We start from the raw sequence: 24,325 nt of genomic DNA on the forward strand, positions 1-24,325 counted from the left end.
GCGCTCGGCGCCCGATGCCGCTGCGCGAGACGGCCTCAGGATGCCGTTCCGGGCGCGTCGAGCGCACGAGCGATCGACCTCGCTCCGAACTCGAACGCGCCCTCCGGGTCGCCGCCCAGCTGGAACGCGCCGGCCAGCTCCATCGTGAGGAACCCGTAGGTCCACGCCGTGATGGTGCGCGCGGCATCCAGAGCTCGTTCCGGGCCGGCCAGGCGCCCTGCTGCGGTGAGCACTGCGGCACTCGACCTGGCCAGCACGTCGCGGGTCGGTCTCGCGGCGGCAGGAAGCTGAGCGAACAGCAGACCGAAGAGGTGCGCGTGGTCGTGCGCGAAGCGGCGCACGGCGTGCGCCATCGCCACCACGGCGGCGAGCGGATCGGACCCGGCTCCCGCCAGCGCGTCGTCGAGCACGGTGGCGATGGACTGGGCCGCGCGTTCGACGACGAGGCCAAGCAGGTGCTCGCGGCTCTGCACGCGCTTGTACAGCGAAGGGGGCTGCACACCGACACGCTCCGCCACGGCCTTCATGGTCAGCGCATCGGCGCCGCCCTCCTCTACGAGCCGAGTCGCCACGGCCAGGATCTCCTCGTTCGTCGTGCGGATGCGTGCGGGCATCCTCTTCCCCCTTCCTGCGCCCCTGCTCGCGACGGGCGCACGGATCCAACTTGGCTATTGACATTAGCCATCATGGCTAATTACCGTAGCCAAAACAAACCCTACCGCCCCGAAAGGAACCGGCCATGCAACTCGCCCCCGGTCTGCACCGCGTCGGAAACGACATCATCGCCGCCTATCTCGTCGAGGGCGACGGCGGACTCACTCTCATCGACGCCGGCGTCGCCGGGCAGTACTCGGACCTCCTCGCCGAGCTGAAGGCCATGGGTCGCTCGGTGACCGACATCAAAGGCGTCGTCCTCACGCACGGCGATTCCGACCACATCGGCTACGCCGAACGGCTGCGCAGCGAACACGGCATCCCCGTGTACGTAGGAGAAGCCGACGCAGCGCGAGCTCGCGGCGAGGAGTCCAGCCACCCGGCATGGGGCAAGGCGCGCATCGGAGCCACGACGGGCTTCCTCTGGTACTCGATGCGCAAGGGCGGCATGCGCACCAAGTACCTCACCGAGGTCATCCCCGTGCACGACGGCGACGTGCTCGATCTTCCCGGCTCCCCCAGGATCGTCGCGCTCCCCGGGCATTCGGCGGGCAGCATCGGCATCGCCGTTCCCGCGGTAGACGCCCTGTTCGTCGGCGACGCGTTCACGACCCGGCACGTGCTCACCGGCAAGCGCGGCCCGCAGCCCGCCCCGTTCACCGACGACCAGGATGCCGCGCGAGAGTCGCACGCCAAGCTCGCGACGGTGGAGGCCAGGTGGGTTCTGCCCGGTCACGGTCCGGCATGGGACCGCGGAACGCGGGAACTCGCCGCTGAACTGGCTCGTGCCGACGCCACAGCCTGACGAGGTCGTCTCCACGCAGTCCGAGGCATGGCGCCGCGGGAGGCAGCGGGCGCGGCCGTAGACGGCCGGATGTCGGCGCCGAAGACACGAGAACGGACCGCCACCTTCGAGGTGGCGGGCCGTTCCGCAAGAAGTTCGCGTTGTCGAACGAAGAGCTGCCGATCGACGCGTGCCAGTCGGCGCCTCAGCGACTGTGCCTCAGCGACGCAGACCGAGTCGCTCGATGAGCGAGCGGTACCGGTTGATGTCGATCTCCTGCAGGTAGCCCAGCAGGCGGCGACGCTGACCCACGAGCAGCAGCAGGCCACGACGCGAGTGGTGGTCGTGCTTGTGCTCCTTGAGGTGCTCGGTGAGGTCCTTGATCCGCTTGGTCAGGATCGCGACCTGAACCTCGGGGGATCCGGTGTCACCGGGGTGGGTTGCGTACTCTTCGATGATCGCCTTCTTGACATCTGCATCGAGTGCCATAGATTCGATCCCCTTCCTCTCGTTGCGCGGTGCCGCAGGCCGGATGCCTGGGCGCTCTTTCTCCGCGGCCGTTCTGACGGCAACCGGACAAGTTTAGCAGCACGCCGGAGGTGCGGGTGACGCTGTGGGGAGCCCGCTGCGATGCCCTGCACACCCGGTTCTCGAACGGATCAGGCGACCGCGTCCCTCGTCTTCTCGAGGAGACGGTAGTGCAGCAGCCCGAAGCAGTAGAGGTAGAGCAGCACGACGGGGATCGCGCCGAAGAACCACGCCCATCCGGACGCTCCGAACGCCAGAGTCAGCACGGCGGTGACCGTGCCGCTGACGATCACGAGAGCTCCGAGCGCGGCGCCGATCCACGCCCCGATCGTGCCGTAGAGGCCCACGACGGCGCCGCGGTCCAGTCTGGCGATCGCCTGGGGCGTCTTGGCCTTGCGGTAGGCGGCCACCGAGGTGAAGCGCGTCGAGACGTCGATGAAGTACCACATCGTGGCGGCCGCGATGACGATGGTCGCCGCCAGCGCCCAGGCGAACGGAGCGCCGCTCTTCGTGGCCACCCCCACCTGTGCGGCGATGAGCCACGAGGCGACGATGCCGAGGAGCGCATAGCCGATCGCCGCCCACCGAAGCTTGCGTCCGAGATCCACGATGATGTCGTCGTGCGTGCCCAGCAGCGGATCGTTCTGCAGCTGGGTGGCATTGAGTGGAACGACGGCCGGTGCAGGCCCCGCAGGTGCGACCGGCGCGGTGGCGCCCTGGCCGGTGACCTCAGGTCGGGTGGGCTCAGACGCGTGGGCCTCGGGTTCCGGCTCGGTGAGGCCGGGTTCCGTGGGGTTGGATGCTGCCGGGCTGACTACCTCGCGGCTGGATGCCGCGGCGCCGGCGGAGAAGCGGGACGCGGTGGCGGAGGTCATCTCGGTGGACGCCGGCTCGGTGCCGGTGACAGCCGCAGTAGACGGAGCGCCGGCTGCGGCACTCGCGGTCCCGGTCCCGGCGGTCTTGGTGCGAGCCGCGGACGACGTTCCACCGGCCGCTCCGGTTCCCGTCTTCCGGCTCGCGGGCGCAGTGGCCCTCGGCTTCGAGGCGGCCGGCTTGGACGCGGCCGGCTTCGATGCGGCCGGCTTCGACGCGGCCGGCTTCTTGGGTGAGGCGGCTGGTTTCGCGGCTGCCGGTTCGGAGCTACTGTCGGCCGAATCGACGGACGTGGTGGGGGCAACCCTCGCGTCGTCGACGACCTCGTCGGCGCGTTCCGCACCGGATTCCGGCATGATCTCGACGGCCGGCTCGGACTCCGCCGTCGTCGGCTTCGTGCGCGGACTGGTCTTCCTCGTCGGGGTCACAGCTGGTCTCCTCTCCCGCCCTGACGACGTCAGAGCAGATGACCGGACGGCGATTCCCGCCCGGCGGGTCGTGCGATTACCCGATCGACATTACCCGCCGGGTTCCGTGTCCGACCGGCTCACTTGGGCGCGCCGCAGATGGCTAGCGTGAACACATGTCGACGACGGATCCGCAGGCTGCCGGGGAGGCCGTTCCGCCGCCGCGGCGGCCTGTCTCGAGCGCCGTCGCCGCGGACCCCGACGCGTCGGCCGTCGGCACGCCGCCCGCCGTGCTCACCATCGCCGACGTGGTCAGAGCCGCGACGGTGGGCCTTGCGGATGCCGCCTTCCTGCCCGCCTGGCATCGCACAGGGGCGAGGGCGAGACGGTGGATGCTGCGCGAAGCGGGGCATCCGCTCGACGGACCGCCCGTGCTCCTTCTTCCCGGCGTGCACGAGTCGCCCCGGTTCCTCGATCCGTTCGCCGCGCTGACCGTCGCCTGCGGCAGGCCACCGCACGCGATCACCGCCCTCGGACGCAACGTGGGGCGCGTGATGGACACCGCGGAGCTCGCGGCCTCCTACCTGGAGCGCCACGACCTGACCGAGGTGCTCGTCGTGGCGCACAGCAAAGGAGGGCTGGTGGGCAAGCAGCTGATGGTGTGGGAGCGAACCCGATGGCGGATCGCGGGCATGATCGCCGTCGCCACCCCGTTCTCGGGGTCCGCCTTCGCGACGAGGGCGCCCACCCGCGCGCTGCGCGACTTCTCACCGGCCGACACGACGCTTCTGGATCTGGCCGGCAACCGGTCGGCGAACCGGGACATCGTCTCGGTGTTCCCTCAGTTCGACCCGCAGATCCCCGGAGGGAGCGAGCTGGAGGATGCCGGCGCCAACGTGCGCCTGCCCGTCGCCGGGCACTTCCGGGTGCTGGCGCATCCAAAGCTGTGGCGCCTCGTCCGTTCCCGCGTTCGCGGCGCACCCGACCACGGCGTCAGCGGAACGCGATGATCTCGTCGCCCCAGGCGCGGCGCAGGTCACCGTGCGGGTCGGCGACTACGCCGTCCTTGCCGTCGAAGACGTACGTGAGCCGGGATTCGGTGTCGTAGCGCGGCCAGTACGGCGCCATGCCGAGCGGATTGGGGTCGCCGATGGCGGCGAACGACGTCCATCGCGACTGGATCCGTTCGGTCAGCCTGCGACCGCTCGCCACGGCGCCGAGCGCGACGACGCGCGGAACGTGCGTGTCGAACACGTGCGGCAGCTCCGCTCCGTGCAGGGCGCCGAGCCCCGTCATCCGCAGGAGAGGCGGCGCGAAGTCGAACTCGTACGCCCAGGTGGGCGCGTACTTGCTGTGGGCAGACGCCGCCCAGACGGTCGGCATGCGGAAGGCGGCATCCGTGGACAGTCGCAGCGCCGGCCGCAGTCGCGGGTATCCGCGGTATCCGGACGGAAGTGCAAGCGCCTCAGGGGTGCCGAGCCGCTCGACCATTTGTTGAACTGCCTTGGAGCTGTTGGGCACGATGGGCGATCGGAGCAGCCGGAACAACATGGCCTCGTTGCGATTCGAGCCGATGACGAGCGGCACGCGCAGCGCTCTTCCCTTGGCCATCGCCGTCAGCGGATACTCGGGAACGAACTCGCCGTCGACCACCGGCGCCACCGGGATGGTGCCGGGTTCGAGCGCGACGGTGTCGACGATGAGCCGCGAGCACGCCTCGATGAGCGACCCTGGCGGAAGACGTCGCAACCGGTCGACGTCTCCCGGCCCGATGTCGAGTCTGTTCAGGAACCGCTCGGCCGAGACACGCGCGGTCTCGCTCGAATACACGCTGCCGGCCGGCGAGCTCTGCGCGATCGCACCGTGCAGCAGCCCGTCTGCGCTGGGCGTGGCCAGCATGGTCGTCACCGACCCCGCGCCCGAGGACTCTCCGAAGAGCGTGACCCGGTCGGGTGAGCCGCCGAACGCACGGATGTTGTCCCTCACCCAGCGCAGCGCCGCCAGCTGGTCCCGCTGCCCGACGTTGCTTTCGAAGACCTCGTCTGCCGTGGAGAACGACGAGAGGTCGAGGTAGCCGAGCGGCCCGATCCGGTAGTTGAACGACACCACGACGACTCCGCGCTGAGCGAGCCTCGTTCCGTCGTAGAGCGGGTCGGCAGAGGATCCCACGTAGTAGGCGCCGCCGTGGATCCACACCATCACGGGCAGGCCGGCGGGCTCCAGCGTCGGCGTGTAGACGTTGACGGTGAGGCAGTCCTCGCTCATCTCGCGGGGCCGTGCACCGGGGAAGGCCTGGATCGGCTGCGGTGCGATGCGGCCGAACGCCGTGGCGTCGCGCACACCGTCCCACGGCTCTGGCGGCTGCGGAGCACGGAACCGGAGCGGCCCCACCGGAGGAGCGGCATACGGGATGCCCTTGAACGTGAACACGGCTGCGCCGTGAACGCCGCGCACCCGGCCGTGCACGGTGTCGACGACAGGGCCCGATCTCTCAGTGGCGGCGCTGAGCGCCGCATCCGTCGCACTCACATTGTCAGGCTATTGCGGCGCGCAGCGGGTGTGCCCGAAGGAGGTACACGAGTCCCGACGGATGGATTCGAGCGTGCTCTCCAAGCCCTGCTATCGAATCAGAGCCCCGCTATCGGATCAGAGCGCCGCTATCGAATAGACCGGTGAACCGGCCAGGCGTGCACGGCCGCCGAGGTCTTCGAGCTCGAGCACGACGCCGAATCCGGCGATCTCGTATCCGGCTCTGCTGATGAGCCTGGCCGAGGCGCCCAGCGTTCCTCCCGTCGCGAGCACGTCGTCGAGCACCAGCACGCGAGAGCCGGCGGGCAGCCGGTTGGGCTCCAGTTCGAGGCTCGCGCTGCCGTACTCGAGCTCGTAGGTCTCGCTCAGCACGACGCCGGGCAGCTTGCCCGCCTTGCGCACCACGAGCACGCCGGCTCCGGCCGCGTACGCGACGGCGGCCGCCAGCACGAACCCGCGTGCCTCGACTCCTGCGACGGCGTCGAACCCGCCCGCGAAGTGCTCGGCCAGATCGTCGACCAGTGCGCGGAAGGCCGTACCGTCCGCGAACACCGGTGCGAGGTCGCGGAACAGGATGCCGGGTTCCGGGAAGTCGGGGACGCTCACCAGCAGACGGTCCAGTTCCTCACGCGCGCGACTCACCCGCCCACCTTACGCGGGCGTCGCCGCGCGGGACGACGGCGCACGACGACACCGCGGAGCGCCGCCCTCCGAGCGCGCACGGGCCGCGTGTTAGCGTCGGATCCCGTGCCGCACGACCACGACGAGGGACCGCATCCGAGACGTCGAGCGACGGAGGTCTCCCGCGAAGGCTCGGACGCGCATCGCTCCCTCTTCGTCGACGTGCGGCCGCTGCGCAGCAGTCCGGCGTTCGCCCGGCTCTGGATCGGAGGAGCGATCTCGGGCATCGGCGGGCAGATGACGATCGTCGCGATCGGGCTGCAGGTGTACGACCTCACGCGCTCCACGCTCGCCGTCTCGGGGGTCGCGCTGTTCGCTCTGCTGCCCATGGTGTTCTTCGGCATCTACGGCGGCATGCTGGCCGACGTCGTCGACCGTCGGCTGCTCGCCCTGCTCTCCGCGATCGTCGCGTGGGGCTCGACGCTGTGCATCGCGCTCCTCGCCTGGTTCCACGTGGACAACGTCTGGCTGCTCTATCTGCTCGCCACGCTGAACTCGGTGGCCGCCACGGTCATCAGCAGCACGCGCATGGCGATCTACCCACGGTTGCTGCCCCGCGAGCTGCTGCCCGCGGCATCCGCGCTCGGCGGCATCTCGACCGGCGTCATGGTCACGCTCGGGCCGGCACTCGCCGGAGTGCTCGTCGCCGCGGTCGGCTTCGGCTGGACGTACTCGGTCGACGTCGTGCTCTTCGTGTTCGCGTTCCTCGGCATCCTCACGCTCCCGGCGATCGTGCCGGAGGGCGAGGCTGCGAAGCCCGGGTGGGAATCGCTCGTCGAGGGCCTGCGATTCCTGCGGACGGCGCCGAACGTACGCATGTCGTTCATCGTCGACATCATCGCCATGACGTTCGGGCAGCCGCGCGTCATCCTGCCGGCCGCGGGCGCGTTGGTGCTCGGCGGCGGTGCCGTCACGGTGGGCGTGCTCACGGCGGCGTTCGCGATCGGAGCGCTCATCTCCAGCGTGTTCTCCGGGCCGCTCGGCCACGTCAGGATGCAGGGGCTCGCGGTCGGCAGATCGGTGATCGTGTACGGCGCATTCATCCTCGCCCTGGGCGCTGAGCTCGGACTGCTCGCCACGGGCTGGTTCGGTTCAGCGGATTCGGGCCACCCGGATCTGTCGGCGATCGCCATCGCCAGCGTGCTGTTCGCCGGCGCGGGCGCGGCGGACAACGTCTCGTCGATCTTCAGGCAGACGATCCTGCAGACGGCGACGCCCGACACGATGCGCGGGCGCATCCAAGGCGTCTTCACGGTCGTGGTGACGGGAGGACCGAGACTCGGAGACCTCTATGCGGGCGCAGCGGCTGCCCTCGTCGCGTTGTGGTTCCCGCCGGCACTCGGAGGCCTGGTGATCATCGCCGCCGTCGTGCTCCTGCTGCGCCTTCAGCCCACATTCCGCCACTACGACGCGATGCACCCGGAGCCGTGAGGCATCCGGGTGCATCGGATGGTTCTGAAGGGCCGATTACCTGACGTCGAGCAGGTCGATCACGAAGATCAGGGTCTTGCCGCCGAGCGGATGCCCGCTCCCTGCCGGACCGTACGCGAGCTCCGGCGGGATGGTGAGCTGGCGGCGACCGCCGACCTTCATGCCGGGGATGCCGTCCTGCCAGCCCTGGATGAGACCCTGCAGCGGGAACTGGATCGACTGTCCGCGGCTCCACGAGGAGTCGAACTCCTCACCGGAGTCGTAGTCGACGCCGAGGTAGTGCACGTCGACCGTGGCGCCCGGCGTCGCCTCGGCTCCGTCGCCCTCGATGATGTCGACGATGTCGAGCTCTTCGGGGGCCGGCCCCTGTGGGGCATCGATCTCGGGCTTGGACTTCTGCGTATCGCTCATCCCACCATCCAACGGCACCGCGCGTACGAGGTCAAAGCGGTGGCACCGGCGCGACGCCGCACGACCAGTAGGCCGTGCCGTGCATCGTGCCCCGAAAAGCTTGCAATCCGGAGCGTGTCATTGCAGGCTGGGGGAAGACCAACTCGCCGCTCGGATTCGGCTGCCGGCAGTGCCGCACCACCGAGCGGTGAGTTTTGTCCAGGCGGTTTTTGTCCGGGCCGGTTCTTCCGCAGGCGACCCGCATGCCGGCTCTGCCTGAACCTCACCCGAGCGAGTACAGACGCCGCCGCGATTCGCTGATCTCGGCGAGCAGAGCGGCCTCCTCGACCGCGGTGTCCGCGTCGGCCGAGCCTATGATCACCCGCTGGCGGTCCATGGCGAGTCTCGTGGTGTCCCGCACCATGGATCGCACGATTACGGGTGTCTCGCCACCCTTCGTTCGCGCCCAGGAGCGCACCCTGCGTCTTCCGGCCCGAGTTCCGTAGAGAACCACTTCGTCGGGCGCGAACCACCCTGCCCGCCGATACTCCTCCAGGTGATCGCGGGTGAGGTGCTGCTCGCGGACGCGCAACAGCACCACCGTCACGACGGCGGCGACGAAGATGGGGAACTCGAAGAAGAGGTACACGCCCCAGAACCCGACGTATCCCGCGAAGTTCCACACCGCATGCAGCACGATCGCGGCGGCGAGACCGACGAGGAACGCGCCGATGATGCGACCGACTCCGCGCTTGCGCGCCGCCAGCCCCACGGCGAGGCCGGTGCACGAGGTGAACAGCACGTGGGCGAACGGCGAGAACAGCGCGCGCAGCACGAACACGGTGGCCGCCTCGCCCGCCCCGCCGTCGTGCAGCGCGGTGCCGAAGTACTGGATGTTCTCCACGAACGCGAACCCGCCCGCAGTGAACGCTGCGTAGACGATGCCGTCGATGGGGCCGTCGAACGTCCGCCTGGCGGCGAAGACGAGGATGAGCAGCGCGATGCCCTTGGCCGACTCCTCGACGACGGGCGCGCGGGCGATGGCGGAGAGGATCGAGCTCTCCGGGATGGGCGTCAGGAAGCGCTGCCCGATGTCGAACAGCAGCGCGATCGTGATCGCGGCCGCAGCTCCCCAGAGGAACGCGAAGACCTTCGCGGCCCAGGGCTCCGGCTCCCAGGCGTCGATCCACGTGGCCGTCAGCACGACGATCGCCAGCGGCACGAGCGCGAGCAGCGCGCTCACCGCGACGAGGCCCACCCCGAAGGCGAGCACCAGGTAGGCGAAGACGACGACGAGCAGCTGCGTCAGCAGTACGAGTGCGATGATCGTCCACACGACGGTGCTGGTCTTCGTTCGCGGGCGCTGCGGCGCGGACGGCAGCGGGGACGGAAGGTCGCTCATGCCGCCCCGCGCTCCTCGGTCACACGACCGACCGGATAGGACATGCGACTCCTCCTCGTCTCGGCCGATCGACCGGTGCGAGCACCGCCCCTCCCCGTGCCCGAGCGGTCGAGTCGTGCCCGGAGCACCGCGGCGGCGAAGGGTCGGGGTGCGCGAGCGCCGATCACGCGCACGGGAATCTTACGCGTAGGATCGGTGGGCGGCGGCGGTGCAACCACCGGGTGTCCTGCCGCTGAAGGAGTGCTGCGCAACGTGTCCACGATCTCCGTGGTGATCCCCGCATACAACGACGCGGTGATGCTCAGGGAGTGTCTAGGCAGGTTGTCGGCGCAGCTGCGTGCGGCAGACGAGATCATCGTCGTGGACAACGCCAGCACCGACGACACGTCCGCGGTCGCGGCCGCCATGGGCGCCACTGTCGTGCATCAGCCGGTGCGCGGCATCTTCCCCGCCGCCGCTGCCGGCTATGACGCGGCATCCGGCGACATCATCGCCCGTCTGGATGCCGACTCCCGGCCCCCGGCCGACTGGCTGGCGCACATCGAGGCCGAACTCACGCTCGCCTCCGACATCGGCGTGCTCACCGGCCCTGGCGAGTTCTACGACGGCAATCCCGTGGTCTCGTGGCTCGGCGAGAATCTCTACATCGGCGGATACTTCTGGTTCGGGAGCCTCTGGCTGGACAACGGACCCGTCTTCGGCTCGAACTTCGCGATGCGCCGCGACGTGTGGCTGCGCGTGCGCGACCGCGTGCATCGCGACGTGCGCCGGGTGCACGACGACCTCGACCTCAGCCTCCACCTGCCGCCCGACGTCGTCGTGCGCGTCGACGACACGCTCCGCGTGGGCATCTCGGCCAGGCCCTTCTTGACATGGCGCGGCTTCGGACGGCGCCTGGGCTGGGCCTATCTCACGTTCCGCATGAACTGGCCGGATGCCTCGCCCTGGCGGCTGCGTCAGCAGCGCGAGGAGTACCTGCTGTCGCGGGTCTCGGACGAAGGCGACGCCACCAGCACCGTCTGATCGTCTGCCCGGTTGCGGCCGATAGGGGTTCCGTCCCGGCCACGATATCCGCCCCGGAAGCCCTGTCAGGATGCCGCGTTCCCCGTCCGGGCGAACAGCTCGAGCATGTCCCTCGCCAGCTGGTTCGGGGCGGTCTCACACGGACTGTGTCCGGTACGGTACACGGCGAGCCGCGCACCCAGGCGCTCGGCGAAGTCGGCGTGCAGCTCGACCGGCCAGAGGTCATGCTCCCCCGTCGCGACCAGCAGCGGGATGCCCGTCGCCCGCAGCTGCGATGCGACGTCCGGCGTGTGCCGCATGAGCCCGATGATGTCGTCGACGGACTCCCGTCTGGTGAGCTCGAAGCGGGAGCGGACGAACGCGAGCCGCTTCGGCCCCACCTTGTTCTTGTTCGTCACGATGCCCCAGATCATGAGGCCGGCGCCCTGGTGCGCCGTCGTGAAGGGGCTCAGCCAGCCGATCATCCGCACGCCGCGGAAGGTCTGGCCCGCGACGGGCGGGGCCGTGAGCAGCGTGAGGCTGCGCACGAGGTCGGGACGCCGCAGCGCGGCGAGCTGCGCAACCGTGCCCGCGAACGAGTAGCCGAGCAGATGCGACGGCCCTCCTGCTGCGAGCACCGCGATCAGGTCGGAGACGAAGAGATCGTAGTCGTACCGTGCTCCCTCACCAGGTCCGGCGTCCGCCGACTCGAACTGCCCGGCCAGGTCGTAGCTCAGCACGCTGTAGCCGGCGGCGACGAGGATCGGCCCCAGCAGCGCGAAGTCCTCTTTCGATCCCGTCACACCGGGAACGAGAACGACCCGTGGATCGGCGGAGTCGCCCATGCTCCAGGTCGCGAGCGAACCGCTGGGCGCGTCGAAGCGACCGACGACAGTGCCGTCCGGCGGCGTGACCCAGTCGATCTCGCCGAGCGCCGCGTCGGCGGCGATGGCCGCGCGGCGCGAGTCGCCGTCGTCAGCGGCCGGCTCAGGCGTGCCGGTCCGCTCCTCGTCGATGGACACCCGTCTACCCTATTGCGCGGCCGGGAACGCCAGGCATGGCACGCATCCCGACGCGGCCGCCGCGCGGCATGCCGACGCGCGGACCGACGCGTCGAGCGGGATAGCCTTTCGGGGTGAGATTCGCGCACCTGGGAAGGCCCGGTGACTTGAGCGCGCGTCTGGCCGTGGTCGTCGACGACAAAGCGGCGTTCGCCGACGACCTCGTCGACGAGGCCCCGCGGGATCTCCAGGCGCTCATCGAATGCGGCGACGGCATGGTCTCGCGTCTCGATTCGGCATCCGAGCAGGCGCTGGGCAACGGTGAGATCTGGCATCCGCTCGTCGAGTTGCGCCACGCGTCAGCTGTGCTACGACCGCCGGTCGTGCTCGCCATCGGGGCGAACTACGCCGCCCACTCCGCGGAGCTGGCGCTCAAGGTGGAGAAGGCGGCCACCGTCTTCTCGCTGTGGCCCAACTCGCTGGCGGCACACGGCGGCACGACGAGCTGGCCGGCCGAGTTGTCCGACGAGGTCGACTACGAGGCCGAGCTCGGCGTGATCATCGGACGCCCTGCGCGCGACGTGAAGGTCGCCGATGCGCTCGACTACGTGTTCGGGTACACCGTGGTGAACGACATCACGGCCCGGAACCTGCAGTTCTCCGAGGCGCAGTGGTCCCGGTGCAAGTCGTTCGACGGCTTCACACCCACCGGGCCCGTCGTCGTCACAGCCGATCAGATCCCGGATCCGCAGGATCTGTGGCTCGCCACGACCGTGGACGGAAAGCTGCTGCAGGATGCGTCCACATCGGGCATGGTGCGCTCCGTCGCGGAGCTGATCTCGTTCCTCTCCCGGTCCGCCACCCTGCAGCCCGGCACGCTGATCTCGACGGGAAGCCCGGGCGGGGCCGGGTACTCCCGCACTCCCCCGGTCTTCCTGCGCGACGGCTCGACGGTGACCGTCTCGTGCTCGGGGATCGGAGCACTCACGACGCACTGCCGCGTGCTGTGATGCGGCCGTGGCCGCCGGCGGGAGAGGTCAGACGCCTTCTTCCGGCCTGCCGCGGTGGTCGTCGACGATGGGGATCGCCATCGTGATCGTCTCCAGGCCGCTCAGCCGGGCAGGCGAGAGCAGTCTGGTGACCTGGTCCCTGGGCATGAGCCCGGCCTCGACGACGAGATCTGCGACGTTGCGGTTCGTCAGCAGCGCGGTCTTGGCGAGCGCGGCGGCCGCCGCATAGCCGATGTGCGGCGTCAGCGCGGTGATGACGCCGATGTTCGATCCGACCATGGTCTCCAGCCGTTCTTCGTTGGCCGTGATCCCGTCGACGCAGTTCACCCGCAACGTCAGGCACGCCTGCCGCAGCCAAGTGATGGACTGCAGGAGGAAGTTCGCGATCACGGGTTCGAACGCGTTCAGCTGGAGCTGACCGGCCTCGGCGGCCGCGGTGACCGTGGCATCCGCCCCGATGATGCTGAACGCGACCTGGTTCACCACCTCGGGGATGATGGGGTTGACCTTGCCAGGCATGATGCTGGAACCCGCGGCGCGTGGCGGCAGGTTGATCTCGCCGAGGCCTGCCTGCGGGCCGCTGGAGAGCAGCCTCAGGTCGTTGCAGATCTTGGACAGCTTGACCGCGCTGCGCTTGAGCGCGCCGCTGAACGACATGAAGGCGCCCGCGTCGCTTGTCGACTCGATGAGGTCGGGCGCCGTCTCGAGGTCGAGTCCCGAGATGCGCGAAAGATGGTGGACGGCCGAGAGCGAGTACCTCGGGTCGGCCGTGATGCCCGTGCCGATCGCTGTGGCCCCGATGTTCACCTCGGAGAGGAGCCAGATGGTCTCCTTCAGCCGCTCGTAGTCCTCGCCGAGCGTCGTGGCGAAGCCGTGGAACTCCTGCCCGAGAGTCATCGGCACGGCGTCCTGCAGCTGCGTGCGCCCCACCTTGAGCACGTGCTTGAACTCGATGCTCTTGCGGGAGAACGACTCGCGCAGCGCCCACAGCTCGTCGAGCAGCGAGCGCAGCAACAGCGCGAGCGCGATCTTCACCGCGGTCGGATAGGTGTCGTTGGTGCTCTGGCTGCGGTTCACGTCGTCGATCGGGTGGATGTGCGCGTAGTCGCCCTTCTTCCACCCGCCGAGCTCGAGCGCGCGGTTGGCGATGACCTCGTTCGCGTTCATATTGGTCGAGGTGCCCGCGCCGCCCTGGATGATGCCCACCACGAACTGGTCGTGCAGCTTGCCGTCGAGCACCTCCTGGCAGGCGGCCTCGATGAGTTCGGCCTTGTGCGCGTCGATCGCGCCGATCTCGGCGTTGGCCCTGGCCGCGGCGAGCTTCACCATCGCGAGGGCGTCGATGAACGTGGGATAGACCGAGATCGGACGCTGGGCGATCGGGAAGTTCTCGAGGGCGCGTGAGGTGTGGATGCCCCAGTAGGCGTCGACGGGGATGCGCCGCTCCCCCAGGGAATCGGTCTCGACGCGATACTCGCCGTCGCGCGCATCCCATCCTTCGGGCGGAGACATGGACGAGCGCGGGTGCTGCACGGGGATCTCTTGCGTCACTGTCACGACCATGGCCTTTCCGCGGTGCGCGCCATCGCGCACGCAATTCGACTGTACGCGTGCTGCCGTGAGGCGTTCCTGGGCGCGGTCGCCACCGGTGTCCGGGGCCCCGGATTCGCCGACGCCCGCAGCCTTTCCCGGCTCTCGCCCCTGAATCGGGGAGCTGTCGCTCGTCCGCACGTCGTGCGCTTCGTTGTCCGACACCATCTATTCCGTTACGGTGGTGTCATGGATGGGCCCGCCCGACAGGATGCCGTGGACATCCCACCCGCCGCCCTCCTCCTGCGCGATCTCGTCAACACCGTCGAATGGCAGGAGGACTCCGAGAGCTGGTCGACTCCCGGCGAGCTCGGCGAGTGGCTCTCCGGCCGCCTCGGGATCGCCGTCTCCGGACTGGACGAATCGGACCTCCTGGTCGCGAAGAGCCTTCGCGAAGGGCTCAGGTCCGTCTTCCTGCAGCACGCGGGACACGATCCGCTGCCGCCGGAACGCGATCGCTTCAACGACGTGCTCGCGCGGCTTCCTATGCACCTGCGCATCGAGGATGACGGCGGCGTCACGCTCGTCTCCGCTCTGGGGACCGCGCTCGACGAGCCGCTCACCCGAATCGTCGCGGCGGTCGAGACGGCGCGAGGCGACGGATCCTTCGAACGGCTGAAAGCGTGCGCTCGCGAGTCGTGCCGGTGGGCCTACTGGGACGGGTCACGCAACCGCTCGGGCCGCTGGTGCTCGATGGAATGGTGCGGCAACTACGTCAAGATGCGCAGGCGGAACGGCCACCCGCTGAGCGACGAGGTGCTGCTGCCCCGGCGGGGAGCACGGCAACAGGGAGCAAGCCGACAGGGAGAGCGCGAACAGGGAGAGCGCCAGCAGGAACGGCACAACACGGAACAACATGGCACGGGAGGGCAGGGCACGGAGCGGCACGGCACGGAAGAGCGCCGCGCCGCGACCCTGGTCGACGTGGCCGCGCTGGCCGGAGTCTCCATGAAGACGGTCTCGAACGTGGTCACCGGCGCGGTCAATGTCGCGCCCGCAACGCGCAGCCGGGTGGAGACGGCCATCGCCGAGCTCGGCTACCGTCCGAACCTCGCTGCCCGGGCGCTGCGCTCGACGCCGTCTCGTCGTTCTGCCGCCTCGGCAGAGCGATGAGCAGCCTGCCGACCGCTAGGAGAGCCTGCGCAACAGCCCACGGGCGAACGAATCGACGCGCTTGGTGTAGGGCGGGAAGATCAGCGCGAGCGACTCCGGCGCCAGCGGCTTGCTCAGGACTGCCTTCTCGTTGCTGAACGTCGTGAAGCCGGCCTCACCGCGATACCGCCCCATGCCGCTCTGGCCGACGCCGCCGAACGGCAGGCCGATCACGGTCTGCTGCACGAGCGCCACGTTGAAGGCCACCGCGCCGGACGACGTGCCGCGCAGGAACGCCCTGCGCACGCTCTCGTCGTTCGTGAAGACGTACAGCGCGAGCGGCTTCTCGCCGGCGGCGATGCGCGCGATCGCGTCGTCCGGTCCTGAGACCTCGACGATGGGTAGGAGCGGCCCGAAGATCTCCTCCCGCATGATGGGTGCATCCTCTGCCACGTCCGTCAGCACGGTCGGCGCGATGTATCTGTCCTCGGCATCGGTCCGGCCCCCTGACACCACTGTGCCGTCGCCGAGCAGCGTGGTCAGCCTGTCGAAGCGCTGACCGTTCACGATGCGGGCGTAGTCCCCCGACGTCTGCGGATCCTCGCCGTACAGCTCGCGCACCGCGTCATCCAGAAGCGGCACGATGGCATCGATGACCTCCCTGGTCGCCATGAGGTAGTCGGGTGCGACGCAGGTCTGTCCGGCGTTCAGCGACTTGCCCCACGCGATCCGCTTCGCCGCCGCCTTCAGGTCGACGGAGTCGTCCACGTACACGGGCGACTTTCCGCCCAGCTCGAGCGTGACGGGCGTGAGGTGCTTGGCCGCCGCCTCCGCGACGATGCGGCCGACCCTGGCGCTTCCGGTGTAGAAGATGTGGTCGAAACGCTGCTCGAGAAGGACGGTGGTCTCGGCCGCGGCGCCCTCGACGACCGTGACGGCGCGGGCATCCAGATACTCGGGCACCAGCCTGGCGAACGCGGCCGAGGTGGCTGGGGCCTGTTCGCTGGGCTTCAGCACCACCGCATTGCCCGCGGCGAGCGCGGCGACGACAGGGCCGAGCAGCAGCTGCACCGGATAGTTCCACGGCGCGATGACGAGCACGACGCCGAGCGGCTCGCGGATCACCCACCCGCGCCCCGGCTGCAGCGACAGCGGCAGCGCGACCCTGCGGGGCGCGGTCCACGAGCGCAGGCTCTTCATGGCGTGCGCGACCTCCGCCAGGATGACGTTGATCTCGGCGAGCTGTGTCTCCGTCGGGCTCCTGCGCAGATCGGATGCGAGCGCCGCCTCGAACTCCGCCGCGTGCTCGGTGAGCATGCTCCGGATGCCGTTCAGCTGCTGTCTGCGCCAGGCGAGAGGCTTGGTGATCCCGTCCTGGAAGGCCTTGCGTCGCGAGGCAACGATGCCCGCGATGTGCTCAGAGGTCATGCGCACAGGATACGGCTCTTGGTCGGATGACCAACTCCACGCGATCGCGGTCCGCTCGCCGCTCTTCCGCCGATCCTGGTCCGGTCGGGAACGGGTCAGCGCGGGTCAGGGACGGATCAGTGCGGGCCAGGGCGGGCCAGGGCGGGTCAGTGCGGGAACAGCGCCTCGATCGGTCCGCGGGCGAAGTAGATGGCGAACCCGACGGCCACGATCCAGAGCAGGGGGCTGATCCTGCGCACCTTGCCGGAGAACGCCTGCACCACCACCCAGGCGATGAAGCCTGCGCCGATCCCGTTCGCGATGGAGTAGGTCAGCGGCATCACGATCACGGTGAGGAAGACGGGAAGCAGCACGGAGAAGTCGGTGAGGTCGATGCTCCTGATCTGCGACATCATGAGCGCGCCCACGATGACCAGTGCAGCAGCCGCCACTTCCGACGGCACGATCTGGGCGATGGGCGTGAAGAACATCGCGAGCAGGAACAGCGCTCCCGTGATGACGTTCGCGAACCCGGTTCGGGCTCCCTCCCCGATGCCGGCCCCCGATTCGATGAACACCGTGTTGGACGAGCTCGACGTGAGACCGCCCGCGACGGCTCCGACGCCCTCGACGATCAGCGCGCTGCGCAGTCGGGGGAAGGTGCCGTCGTCGTTGGCCAGCCCGGCTTCCTTGGACAGTCCCGTCATGGTGCCCATGGCGTCGAAGAAGTTGCTGAAGACCAGCGTGAAGACGAGCATCACGGCCGTCAGCACCCCGAGCTTGCTGAAGTCGAAGCTCACCTGCCCGACGAGGCTGAAGTCGGGCAGCGAGATCCAGTTCGTGATGGCCGGGATGTTGAGGTTCCAGCCTGAAGCGTCCTTCGGCTGCGCACCGAGGTGCCAGATGAGCTGTGCGACGACGGCGAGGATGGTGCCGCTGACGAGGCCGATCAGGATGGCGCCCTTCACCTTGCGCGCGACGAGCACGCCGGTGATCAGCAGGGTGAGCACGAAGACGACGGTCGGGATGGTGGCGACCGAGCCGTTGCTGCCGAGCCCGATGGGCGGAGAGCCGAGCCCGGTCGACTTGACGAAGCCGGCATCCACCAGGCCGATGAAGGCGATGAAGAGCCCGATTCCGACGGTGATCGCGATCTTGAGCGAGTAGGGCACGGCGTCGAAGATGAGCCTGCGCAGTCCGGTCGCCGACAGGATGACGATGACCACGCCGTCGATCACGACGAGTCCCATCGCCTCCGGCCACGTCACCTGGCCCACGACGCTGACCGCGAGGAACGAGTTGATGCCGAGCCCGGCGGCGAACGCGAACGGCAACCGGGCGATCAGACCGAACAGGATCGTCATGACGCCGGCCGTCAGGGCGGTCACGGCTGCGACGGCCGTGAACTGGAGCTTGTGGTGGTCGACGTCGGGGCTGCCGGACAGGATGATCGGGTTGAGCACGATGATGTAGGCCATCGTCACGAAGGTGACGAGTCCGCCTCGTACCTCCTGCCACCAGCTCGATCCGCGCTTGGAGATCTCGAAGAACGCGTCGAGGCGGCCGTTCGCGACGACGTCGGTCTTCGTGTCGGTCTGGGACATGGGGGCTCTCTCCGATCGGCGAAGGGAAGGGGAACGCGGCGCGTCGAGACGATAGTGTCAGGCGACTGCCAGGGAACGCTAGCATCGCGGGGAATGCCGAGCCGCCGCTGGCGACCGCTTTCCATTCTCCCCCACCCGCGAAGCGAGAAATGAGGCCAGATGGCGCCCACGTGGACCCTGCACGGTGACGGCAAGGCGATCCGCCCCGACACGGTCGTGGCACCGGATGAGCGGCTGAGCTGGCCGCGCACGATCGGCATCGGCGCGCAGCACGTGGTCGCCATGTTCGGCGCCACGTTCCTCGTTCCGCTGCTCACCCACTTCCCGCCTTCCACCACGCTGCTGTTCTCCGGCATCGGCACGATCGGGTTCCTGCTCATCACGCGCAACCGGCTGCCCAGCTACCTGGGGTCGTCGTTCGCGTTCATCGCGCCCATCACGGCGGCAGCCGCGGGGCACGGGATGGGCGGTGCGCTGTTCGGGATCCTCGCCGTCGGCATCCTGCTGGCCATCGTCGGCGGCGTCGTCGTGCTCACCGGAACCGGCTGGATCGACGCCCTGATGCCGCCCGTGGTCGCCGGCGCCATCGTGGCGTTGATCGGATTCAACCTGGCGCCGACGGCGGTGACGAACTTCGCGTCGTCCCCGCTCGTCGCGCTCATCACCCTGGCCGCCATCATCCTGTGCACGGTGCTGTTCCGGGGCATGCTGGGCCGCATGTCGATCTTTGTCGGCGTCGTGGTCGGCTACCTCGCCGCTGTGCTGCTCGGCGCCGTCGACTTCGGTCCGGTCGCCAAGGCGGCATGGATCGGGCTCCCCCGGTTCACGCTGGCCGGCAATCCGTTCGCGGATGCCTCGCTCTGGTCGCTTCTCCCCGTCTTCCTGCCCGTCGTGCTCGTGCTCATCGCGGAGAACGTCGGTCACATCCGCGCCGTCGCCCAGATGACGGGCAAGGACGTGAACGTCCTCACCGGCCGCGCGCTGTTCGCCGACGGCATCGCGACGACGCTGGCCGGCCTCTTCGGCGGCTCGGGAACGACGACGTACGGCGAGAACATCGGCGTGATGGCCGCCACCAAGGTCTACTCGACCGCGGCGTACTGGGTCGCCGGCATCGTGGCCGTGCTGCTCGGGCTCTCCCCCAAGGTCGGCGCCGTGCTCAACACCATCCCGGCCGGCGTGCTCGGAGGTGCGACGCTCGCTCTGTACGGCCTCATCGGGGTCGTCGGCATCAAGATCTGGCTCGACAACAGGGTGGACTTCTCCCGGCCCAAGAACCAGTTCACGGCCGCCGTGGCGCTCGTGATCGGGGTCGGCAACCTGACCTGGGTGATCGGCGACCCGAAGGGCGGCATCCAGCTGAGCGGCATCGTGCTGGGCACCGTGGCCGCGATCGTCATCTACCACCTGATGAACGCGATCGGACGCGTCCGCCGCACCGACTGAGCCCTCCGCCTCGGCACACCGACCGAGAGCACCAGCTCCACGAGCCGTCGGACGAGGACGAGGATCGTCAGTGCTCGTGCAGCGCCGGAACGATCAGGTAGATGCCGAACAGCACCACGAGACCGCAGATCACGAAACAGGTGTAGGCGACGAAGAGCGCCAGCCGCTTCTGCCACGGGGTGAGCGGGCTGCGTGCTGCCGCCTTCTTGATGCGCTTGGCCTCGGCCGCGGCCTCCGTCGGCGTGACGATCGTGATGGCGTCGGTGAACTCGGCCGGGGTGACGTGCGGGGCCTTTCCGGCGGTGGAGAGCATCCGCAGCCCGAGCGCGTACAACGCCACGACCGCGCACGACGAGATCAGAGCAGCGCCGGCGACCAGCAGGAACGAGACCCAGTCGATGCCGTTCATGCCGCCTGCCCCCTTGCCTTCTTCGGCTTGACTTTGCGGATCTTGACCACCCGACCCGACTCCGCCACCTCGTTGACGCCCTGGAAGGCGTTGCGCGCAGACACCTGGTTGCGCTTGGAGATGGCGAAGATCAGCACGATCACGCCGACCGCGACGACGAGGTCGATCACGACGCCGACGACGCCGAGCAGGCCGATGAACGCCGCCATGGCTCCGACGACGGCGGAGGCCGGCAACGTCATCAGCCAGCCGAGTCCGATGCGGCCGGCCGTGCCCCACCGCACGCTGGAGCCGCGTCGGCCCAGGCCCGAGCCGATCACCGATCCCGAGGCCACCTGGGTGGTGGAGAGCGCGAACCCGAGGTGGGAGGACGCGAGGATGGTCGCCGCCGTGCTCGTCTCCGCCGCGAAGCCCTGAGCCGGCTTGACGTCGGTCAGTCCCTTGCCCAGTGTGCGGATGATGCGCCAACCGCCCGTGTAGGTTCCGACGGCGATGGCGAGCGCGCACGCGGTGATGACGAGCACGGGCGGGTTCGACCCGGGCGCCAGGGCGCCGGCCGAGATCAGCACCAGCGTGATGACGCCCATGGTCTTCTGCGCGTCATTGGTGCCGTGCGCGAGTGCCACGAGCGACGAGGAGAAGATCTGGGCGAAGCGGAATCCGGCACGGCCATCCGGCAGACGGTCGTAGCGGCGGGTGATCGCGTACGCGAGCCGGGTGGAGCAGAAGGCCACGAACCCGGCGATGACCGGCGACAGCAGCGCGGGGAAGATGACCTTGTCGAGCAGCACGAGGTAGTCGACGGAGGCGAAGCCTGCGCCCACGATGGCGGCGCCGATCAATCCACCGAACAGCGCATGGCTGGAGCTGGACGGGAGCCCGAACAGCCAGGTCACGAGGTTCCAGATGATCGCCCCCACCAGGCCGGCGAGGATCATGGTCGGCGTGATCTGCACACCGCCGCCGCCCTCTTTGATCAGCCCGTTGGAGATGGTCTTGGCCACCTCGGTTGACAGGAAGGCGCCGACCAGGTTGAGCACGGCGGCCAGCGCGACGGCGATCTTGGGACGCATCGCGCCCGTGGCGATCGGAGTCGCCATCGCATTGGCCGTGTCGTGGAAACCGTTGGTGAAATCGAAGAAGAGCGCCAGCACGATCACCAGCACGACGATCAGGGTGAAGTCCACCGACGTCTTTCTCGAATAGCGGGCACGGGAGGCCTGTCGCGTCCTCGGTGAGCCGGGGGGGCGCATCCAGGGTTCACCTGTCGTGCACCGCGCGTTAAGACCACGTCGATCGTCACACGCTGCGCTGAACCGGTCAACTCGGCGGCGGTGCGCGACCGGCGTGCCCGGCCCGCAGCGCCCGCACGTAGGTTTGTCGGCATGACAGAGTCGTCGAACGCCTCGACTGCCGGCGGTCCGCCGTCGCCCACCGGCCGACCCGCCACCGAACCGGCCGTGGAAGCGGCCACCGCGTCGAACGGCGCGGGCAGGGCGAGGCAGAGCGCGGTCTATCTGGCCGGCGTGATGGGCAGGATGCCGTCGGTCCCGGTCTCGTATCCCCGTCTGGTGAGCGCCGCGAAGCGCGCCATGTCGAAGGAGGCGTTCGCCTACGTCGCCGGGTCCGCGGGGCTGGAGACCACGGCGACGGCGAACCGCCGTGCGTTCGCGAAGCACCGCATCGTGCCCAGAGTGCTCCGCGACGTGGCATCCAGAGACCTCGGCGTCGACCTGCTCGGCCGCCGGCGCGCGACACCGTTCTATCTCGCTCCCATCGGCGTGCTCGACCTCGCGCACCCGGATGCCGACACGGCGGCCGCGAAGGTCGCAGCCCGGCTCGGCATCCCGATCGCGCTCTCCACCCAGGCCTCGACACCCATGGAAGAGGTCACGCGTGCGGCGCCTGCCGCCTCCGCGTGGTTCCAGCTCTACTGGAGCTCGTCGCGAGAGCTGACGGAGAGCCTCGTGCACCGTGCGGAGGCGGCAGGATGCGAGGCGCTGCTCGTCACCCTGGACACGCATCTTCTCGGCTGGCGCCCACGCGACCTCGACCTCGGCTACCTCCCGTTCGCGCACGGGAGGGGCATCGCGCAGTACACCAGCGACCCGGTGTTCATGCACCTCGTCGAGCAGCGCGCGGCCGCCCCGCGGCAGGGCGCGCGACCGAAGGCGACGATGAGCGGGTTGCGCGCGCTCGTGGAGATGTCATCGAGGACGCCCGGCCCCCTGACGCGCAACCTCAGATCGCCGATTCCCCGGGCTGCCGTCGAGACGTTCCTCGACGTCTTCGCCGATCCGACTCTTACCTGGAGCGACCTGACGTGGCTGCGCTCCATCACGACACTGCCGATCGTGCTGAAGGGGATCCTGCACGCCGAGGACGCCCGCGCTGCCGTCGAAGCAGGTGCCGACGCCCTGATCGTCTCGAATCATGGCGGAAGGCAGGTCGACGGGGCCGTCGCGGCGCTGGACGCGCTGCCTGCCGTGCTCGAGGCCGTGGCGGGAAGAATGCCGGTGCTCTTCGACAGCGGCGTGCGTTCCGGCGCCGACGCGTTCGTCGCGCTGGCGCTCGGGGCGGCCGCCGTCGGGATCGGACGCCCCTGGGTCTACGGCCTGGCCGCCGGCGGGGAGACGGGCGCGCGCGAGGTACTGCAGAACCTGGTCGCCGAGTTCGACATCACCATGGCGCTCGCCGGCGCTCGCACAGTAGCCGACATCGATCGGTCGACGCTCGCCGGAGGCTGATCGCTCGAGTGCCGAGACGTCGCGCGCGTCGCGTCGCCGCTCAGGCCGTCGCGTCCGCCGTCGCCTGCGCCATGAGGGCGAGCACCGCATTCGCATACGCCGTCTCGGCGTCCTCGGCGGTGAACCGAGCGCCTGCACCGTCGCGGACCGTCTCGACGACGTACTGGCCGGCATCCGTTCGGCTGAGCGACACGAACGTTCCGCCGAGCAGCGTGCGGAGCTGGTCTTCGCGCGGCAGCCAGACAGCCTTCTCGACGGCGACGGAGTCGAGCGCCCACTCGGTCGTGCCGTTGAAGCCGAGGATGGTGCCGGTATCGAACTCGTGCGCCTCGATGGTCATCTCGCTCACCGTGAACGTCTCGCCGTCGAACTCGCCCGAGTCGATGGCGAACACGTCGCCGGATGCCGGATGCCACACCAATCCGTGAGTGCGAAGCTCCCGTGCCAGCTCGGTCGTGATCATTCCGTCATTATGCGTCGCGGGTTCCGGCAGGTGCACGCACTGCCAGCGAGATCGCACCTTCGCGGGCCACCGACGGCGGCACGCCCTGCGCTGTCTCCGCGCGGCGTGCGATGCCGGGTCAGGATGCCGGCACGAACTCCGCGAGCAGGCACACCTCCAACGGTTCGCGATGCACCCACGTCTCGGTGCGCGTCATGGCGAACCCGGCCTCCTCGGCCAGCCGCTGCAGCTTCTCGGGGGTGCCCACGCGTTCGTGCAGGGTGTCATGGGATCCGTGCGGGCGACGCTCCGCCCCGTGCCTGATGGCATCCGCGACCTCGGGAACCTCCGTCGCGTCGCCGTGGCGGAACCCGGCCACCACGACACGCCCACCCGGTGCGAGGAGCCGTCGCCAGGATCGCATGGCCCGTGTTGGGCTCGGGAGCAGATGCAAAGCCGTCGCACACGTGATGAGGTCGAACTGCGCGTCCTCGAGGTCGAGGTCGCCCGACGCATCGGCGACGATCAGCCGGGCAGCAGGCAGCTCACGACGCGCGACAGCGATCATGCCGGCCGACACGTCGACGCCTGTCATGCGGACGGATGCCGGCAACGCGCGCAGCACGAGGCCCGTGCCCGTCGCCACGTCGAGCACGGTGCGCACACCGTCGATGCCGGCGAACGCCACCGTCTCCTCGGCGAGCGCCCGGTGGAATGCCGACTCGTCGTACTCACCGGCCCGCTCGTCGAACCGCCTGGCAATGACCTGCGGATCCTCGACCTCGTTCTCCGGCCGGCTGTTTCCGTCGTGCTGCTTCTGCGACATCCCATCATTGTGGCCGGAATTCGCTCGCGGACTTGCCGTCAGCGGTTCGCCCACAGCAAACGGAATCCAC

Annotated in this window: 22 protein-coding genes and 2 pseudogenes; 9 read left to right on the forward strand and 15 right to left on the reverse strand. The window is 69.3% G+C overall.

Annotated elements, in window-relative coordinates; genetic code table 11:
• Positions 1-35 precede the first annotated feature (35 nt).
• Positions 36-614, reverse strand: a complete 579-nt coding sequence (locus tag VHB92_RS00340) for a TetR/AcrR family transcriptional regulator (protein ID WP_325450245.1) — start codon at positions 612-614, stop codon at positions 36-38.
• A 125-nt stretch (positions 615-739) separates the two neighbouring features.
• Between VHB92_RS00340 and VHB92_RS00345 the strand changes: the two genes are divergently transcribed.
• On the forward strand, positions 740-1,459 hold the full coding sequence (locus VHB92_RS00345) for an MBL fold metallo-hydrolase (RefSeq protein ID WP_325450247.1): 720 nt from the start codon (positions 740-742) through the stop codon (positions 1,457-1,459).
• 198 nt (positions 1,460-1,657) lie between these two features.
• Here VHB92_RS00345 and rpsO read toward each other — a convergent pair whose 3' ends face one another.
• Together rpsO and VHB92_RS00355 are read right to left on the reverse strand one after the other, a co-directional pair.
• Positions 1,658-1,927, reverse strand: a complete 270-nt coding sequence (gene rpsO / locus VHB92_RS00350) for a 30S ribosomal protein S15 (protein WP_146317451.1) — start codon at positions 1,925-1,927, stop codon at positions 1,658-1,660.
• Positions 1,928-2,097: 170 nt separating this feature from the next.
• Positions 2,098-3,267: a hypothetical protein gene (locus tag VHB92_RS00355; RefSeq protein WP_325450251.1), complete on the reverse strand. Its 1,170-nt coding sequence runs from the start codon at positions 3,265-3,267 to the stop codon at positions 2,098-2,100.
• A gap of 155 nt (positions 3,268-3,422) precedes the next feature.
• On the opposite strand from VHB92_RS00355, the gene VHB92_RS00360 reads away from it, so the two are divergent.
• Positions 3,423-4,256: an alpha/beta hydrolase gene (locus tag VHB92_RS00360; RefSeq protein WP_325450253.1), complete on the forward strand. Its 834-nt coding sequence runs from the start codon at positions 3,423-3,425 to the stop codon at positions 4,254-4,256.
• Here the strand turns inward: VHB92_RS00360 and VHB92_RS00365 are convergent.
• Entirely contained in the window at positions 4,240-5,775 is a 1,536-nt protein-coding gene (locus tag VHB92_RS00365) for a carboxylesterase/lipase family protein (RefSeq protein WP_325450255.1), read from the reverse strand. The genes VHB92_RS00360 and VHB92_RS00365 overlap by 17 nt on opposite strands.
• A 117-nt stretch (positions 5,776-5,892) precedes the next feature.
• A complete protein-coding gene (locus tag VHB92_RS00370; protein WP_325450257.1) occupies positions 5,893-6,417 on the reverse strand; it encodes an adenine phosphoribosyltransferase in 525 nt (174 codons plus the stop codon).
• Positions 6,418-6,618: 201 nt separating this feature from the next.
• Here VHB92_RS00370 and VHB92_RS00375 point away from each other — a divergent pair, with 201 nt between their 5' ends.
• Entirely contained in the window at positions 6,619-7,887 is a 1,269-nt protein-coding gene (locus tag VHB92_RS00375) for an MFS transporter (RefSeq protein WP_414653041.1), read from the forward strand.
• A 36-nt stretch (positions 7,888-7,923) separates the two neighbouring features.
• Here VHB92_RS00375 and VHB92_RS00380 read toward each other — a convergent pair whose 3' ends face one another.
• On the reverse strand, positions 7,924-8,298 hold the full coding sequence (locus tag VHB92_RS00380) for an FKBP-type peptidyl-prolyl cis-trans isomerase (protein WP_325450261.1): 375 nt from the start codon (positions 8,296-8,298) through the stop codon (positions 7,924-7,926).
• Positions 8,299-8,560: 262 nt separating this feature from the next.
• Entirely contained in the window at positions 8,561-9,679 is a 1,119-nt protein-coding gene (locus tag VHB92_RS00385; protein ID WP_325450263.1) for a PrsW family intramembrane metalloprotease, read from the reverse strand.
• 252 nt (positions 9,680-9,931) lie between these two features.
• Here VHB92_RS00385 and VHB92_RS00390 point away from each other — a divergent pair, with 252 nt between their 5' ends.
• Positions 9,932-10,702, forward strand: a complete 771-nt coding sequence (locus VHB92_RS00390) for a glycosyltransferase family 2 protein (protein WP_325450265.1) — start codon at positions 9,932-9,934, stop codon at positions 10,700-10,702.
• A gap of 65 nt (positions 10,703-10,767) precedes the next feature.
• Here VHB92_RS00390 and VHB92_RS00395 read toward each other — a convergent pair whose 3' ends face one another.
• Positions 10,768-11,697 carry an alpha/beta fold hydrolase gene (locus VHB92_RS00395; protein ID WP_414653042.1) on the reverse strand — a complete coding sequence of 310 codons (930 nt, stop codon included), beginning with the start codon at positions 11,695-11,697 and terminating at the stop codon, positions 10,768-10,770.
• 119 nt (positions 11,698-11,816) lie between these two features.
• Here VHB92_RS00395 and VHB92_RS00400 point away from each other — a divergent pair, with 119 nt between their 5' ends.
• On the forward strand, positions 11,817-12,692 hold the full coding sequence (locus VHB92_RS00400) for a fumarylacetoacetate hydrolase family protein (protein ID WP_325450269.1): 876 nt from the start codon (positions 11,817-11,819) through the stop codon (positions 12,690-12,692).
• Positions 12,693-12,719: 27 nt separating this feature from the next.
• Here VHB92_RS00400 and VHB92_RS00405 read toward each other — a convergent pair whose 3' ends face one another.
• A complete protein-coding gene (locus tag VHB92_RS00405; RefSeq protein WP_325450387.1) occupies positions 12,720-14,204 on the reverse strand; it encodes an aspartate ammonia-lyase in 1,485 nt (494 codons plus the stop codon).
• A 564-nt stretch (positions 14,205-14,768) separates the two neighbouring features.
• Here VHB92_RS00405 and VHB92_RS00410 point away from each other — a divergent pair.
• A pseudogene (locus VHB92_RS00410) lies at positions 14,769-14,999 on the forward strand (CGNR zinc finger domain-containing protein); the annotation flags it as partial.
• A 198-nt stretch (positions 15,000-15,197) separates the two neighbouring features.
• Positions 15,198-15,356, forward strand: a pseudogene (locus VHB92_RS00415) (LacI family DNA-binding transcriptional regulator); the annotation flags it as partial.
• Positions 15,357-15,410: 54 nt separating this feature from the next.
• On the opposite strand, the gene VHB92_RS00420 reads toward VHB92_RS00415, so the two are convergent.
• Positions 15,411-16,802, reverse strand: coding sequence for an aldehyde dehydrogenase family protein (locus VHB92_RS00420; RefSeq protein WP_325450271.1), 1,392 nt, complete (start codon positions 16,800-16,802; stop codon positions 15,411-15,413).
• A gap of 146 nt (positions 16,803-16,948) precedes the next feature.
• Positions 16,949-18,385 carry an NCS2 family permease gene (locus VHB92_RS00425; protein WP_325450273.1) on the reverse strand — a complete coding sequence of 479 codons (1,437 nt, stop codon included), beginning with the start codon at positions 18,383-18,385 and terminating at the stop codon, positions 16,949-16,951.
• 159 nt (positions 18,386-18,544) lie between these two features.
• On the opposite strand from VHB92_RS00425, the gene VHB92_RS00430 reads away from it, so the two are divergent.
• Positions 18,545-19,831, forward strand: a complete 1,287-nt coding sequence (locus tag VHB92_RS00430; RefSeq protein WP_325450275.1) for a uracil-xanthine permease family protein — start codon at positions 18,545-18,547, stop codon at positions 19,829-19,831.
• A gap of 67 nt (positions 19,832-19,898) precedes the next feature.
• Here the strand turns inward: VHB92_RS00430 and VHB92_RS00435 are convergent, their stop codons facing one another.
• On the reverse strand, positions 19,899-20,240 hold the full coding sequence (locus VHB92_RS00435) for a peptidase (protein ID WP_325450277.1): 342 nt from the start codon (positions 20,238-20,240) through the stop codon (positions 19,899-19,901).
• Entirely contained in the window at positions 20,237-21,427 is a 1,191-nt protein-coding gene (locus VHB92_RS00440) for an inorganic phosphate transporter (protein WP_325450279.1), read from the reverse strand. The genes VHB92_RS00435 and VHB92_RS00440 overlap by 4 nt, the downstream gene beginning before the upstream one ends.
• A 198-nt stretch (positions 21,428-21,625) precedes the next feature.
• Here VHB92_RS00440 and VHB92_RS00445 point away from each other — a divergent pair, with 198 nt between their 5' ends.
• A complete protein-coding gene (locus VHB92_RS00445) occupies positions 21,626-22,987 on the forward strand; it encodes an alpha-hydroxy-acid oxidizing protein (protein ID WP_325450281.1) in 1,362 nt (453 codons plus the stop codon).
• Positions 22,988-23,027: 40 nt separating this feature from the next.
• Here the strand turns inward: VHB92_RS00445 and VHB92_RS00450 are convergent, their stop codons facing one another.
• Positions 23,028-23,450: a hypothetical protein gene (locus VHB92_RS00450; RefSeq protein WP_325450283.1), complete on the reverse strand. Its 423-nt coding sequence runs from the start codon at positions 23,448-23,450 to the stop codon at positions 23,028-23,030.
• Positions 23,451-23,568: 118 nt separating this feature from the next.
• Positions 23,569-24,255, reverse strand: coding sequence for a class I SAM-dependent methyltransferase (locus VHB92_RS00455; protein WP_325450285.1), 687 nt, complete (start codon positions 24,253-24,255; stop codon positions 23,569-23,571).
• Positions 24,256-24,325 lie beyond the last annotated feature (70 nt).

Origin of the sequence: Humibacter sp. (assembly GCF_035547335.1) — a bacterium.
Classification (GTDB): Bacteria; Actinomycetota; Actinomycetes; order Actinomycetales; family Microbacteriaceae; genus Humibacter.

What these genes read in the sequence shown, in the direction of transcription:
- VHB92_RS00455 (WP_325450285.1), bottom strand. Translation starts at nt 24,255, where the DNA reads ATGTCGCAGAAGCAGCACGACGGAAACAGCCGGCCGGAGAACGAGGTC.
- rpsO (WP_146317451.1), bottom strand. Translation starts at nt 1,927, where the DNA reads ATGGCACTCGATGCAGATGTCAAGAAGGCGATCATCGAAGAGTACGCA.
- VHB92_RS00360 (WP_325450253.1), top strand. Translation starts at nt 3,423, where the DNA reads ATGTCGACGACGGATCCGCAGGCTGCCGGGGAGGCCGTTCCGCCGCCG.
- VHB92_RS00380 (WP_325450261.1), bottom strand. Translation starts at nt 8,298, where the DNA reads ATGAGCGATACGCAGAAGTCCAAGCCCGAGATCGATGCCCCACAGGGG.
- VHB92_RS00345 (WP_325450247.1), top strand. Translation starts at nt 740, where the DNA reads ATGCAACTCGCCCCCGGTCTGCACCGCGTCGGAAACGACATCATCGCC.
- VHB92_RS00385 (WP_325450263.1), bottom strand. Translation starts at nt 9,679, where the DNA reads ATGAGCGACCTTCCGTCCCCGCTGCCGTCCGCGCCGCAGCGCCCGCGA.
- VHB92_RS00420 (WP_325450271.1), bottom strand. Translation starts at nt 16,802, where the DNA reads ATGACCTCTGAGCACATCGCGGGCATCGTTGCCTCGCGACGCAAGGCC.
- VHB92_RS00445 (WP_325450281.1), top strand. Translation starts at nt 21,626, where the DNA reads ATGACAGAGTCGTCGAACGCCTCGACTGCCGGCGGTCCGCCGTCGCCC.
- VHB92_RS00340 (WP_325450245.1), bottom strand. Translation starts at nt 614, where the DNA reads ATGCCCGCACGCATCCGCACGACGAACGAGGAGATCCTGGCCGTGGCG.
- VHB92_RS00430 (WP_325450275.1), top strand. Translation starts at nt 18,545, where the DNA reads ATGGCGCCCACGTGGACCCTGCACGGTGACGGCAAGGCGATCCGCCCC.
- VHB92_RS00450 (WP_325450283.1), bottom strand. Translation starts at nt 23,450, where the DNA reads ATGATCACGACCGAGCTGGCACGGGAGCTTCGCACTCACGGATTGGTG.
- VHB92_RS00435 (WP_325450277.1), bottom strand. Translation starts at nt 20,240, where the DNA reads ATGAACGGCATCGACTGGGTCTCGTTCCTGCTGGTCGCCGGCGCTGCT.
- VHB92_RS00405 (WP_325450387.1), bottom strand. Translation starts at nt 14,204, where the DNA reads ATGTCTCCGCCCGAAGGATGGGATGCGCGCGACGGCGAGTATCGCGTC.
- VHB92_RS00425 (WP_325450273.1), bottom strand. Translation starts at nt 18,385, where the DNA reads ATGTCCCAGACCGACACGAAGACCGACGTCGTCGCGAACGGCCGCCTC.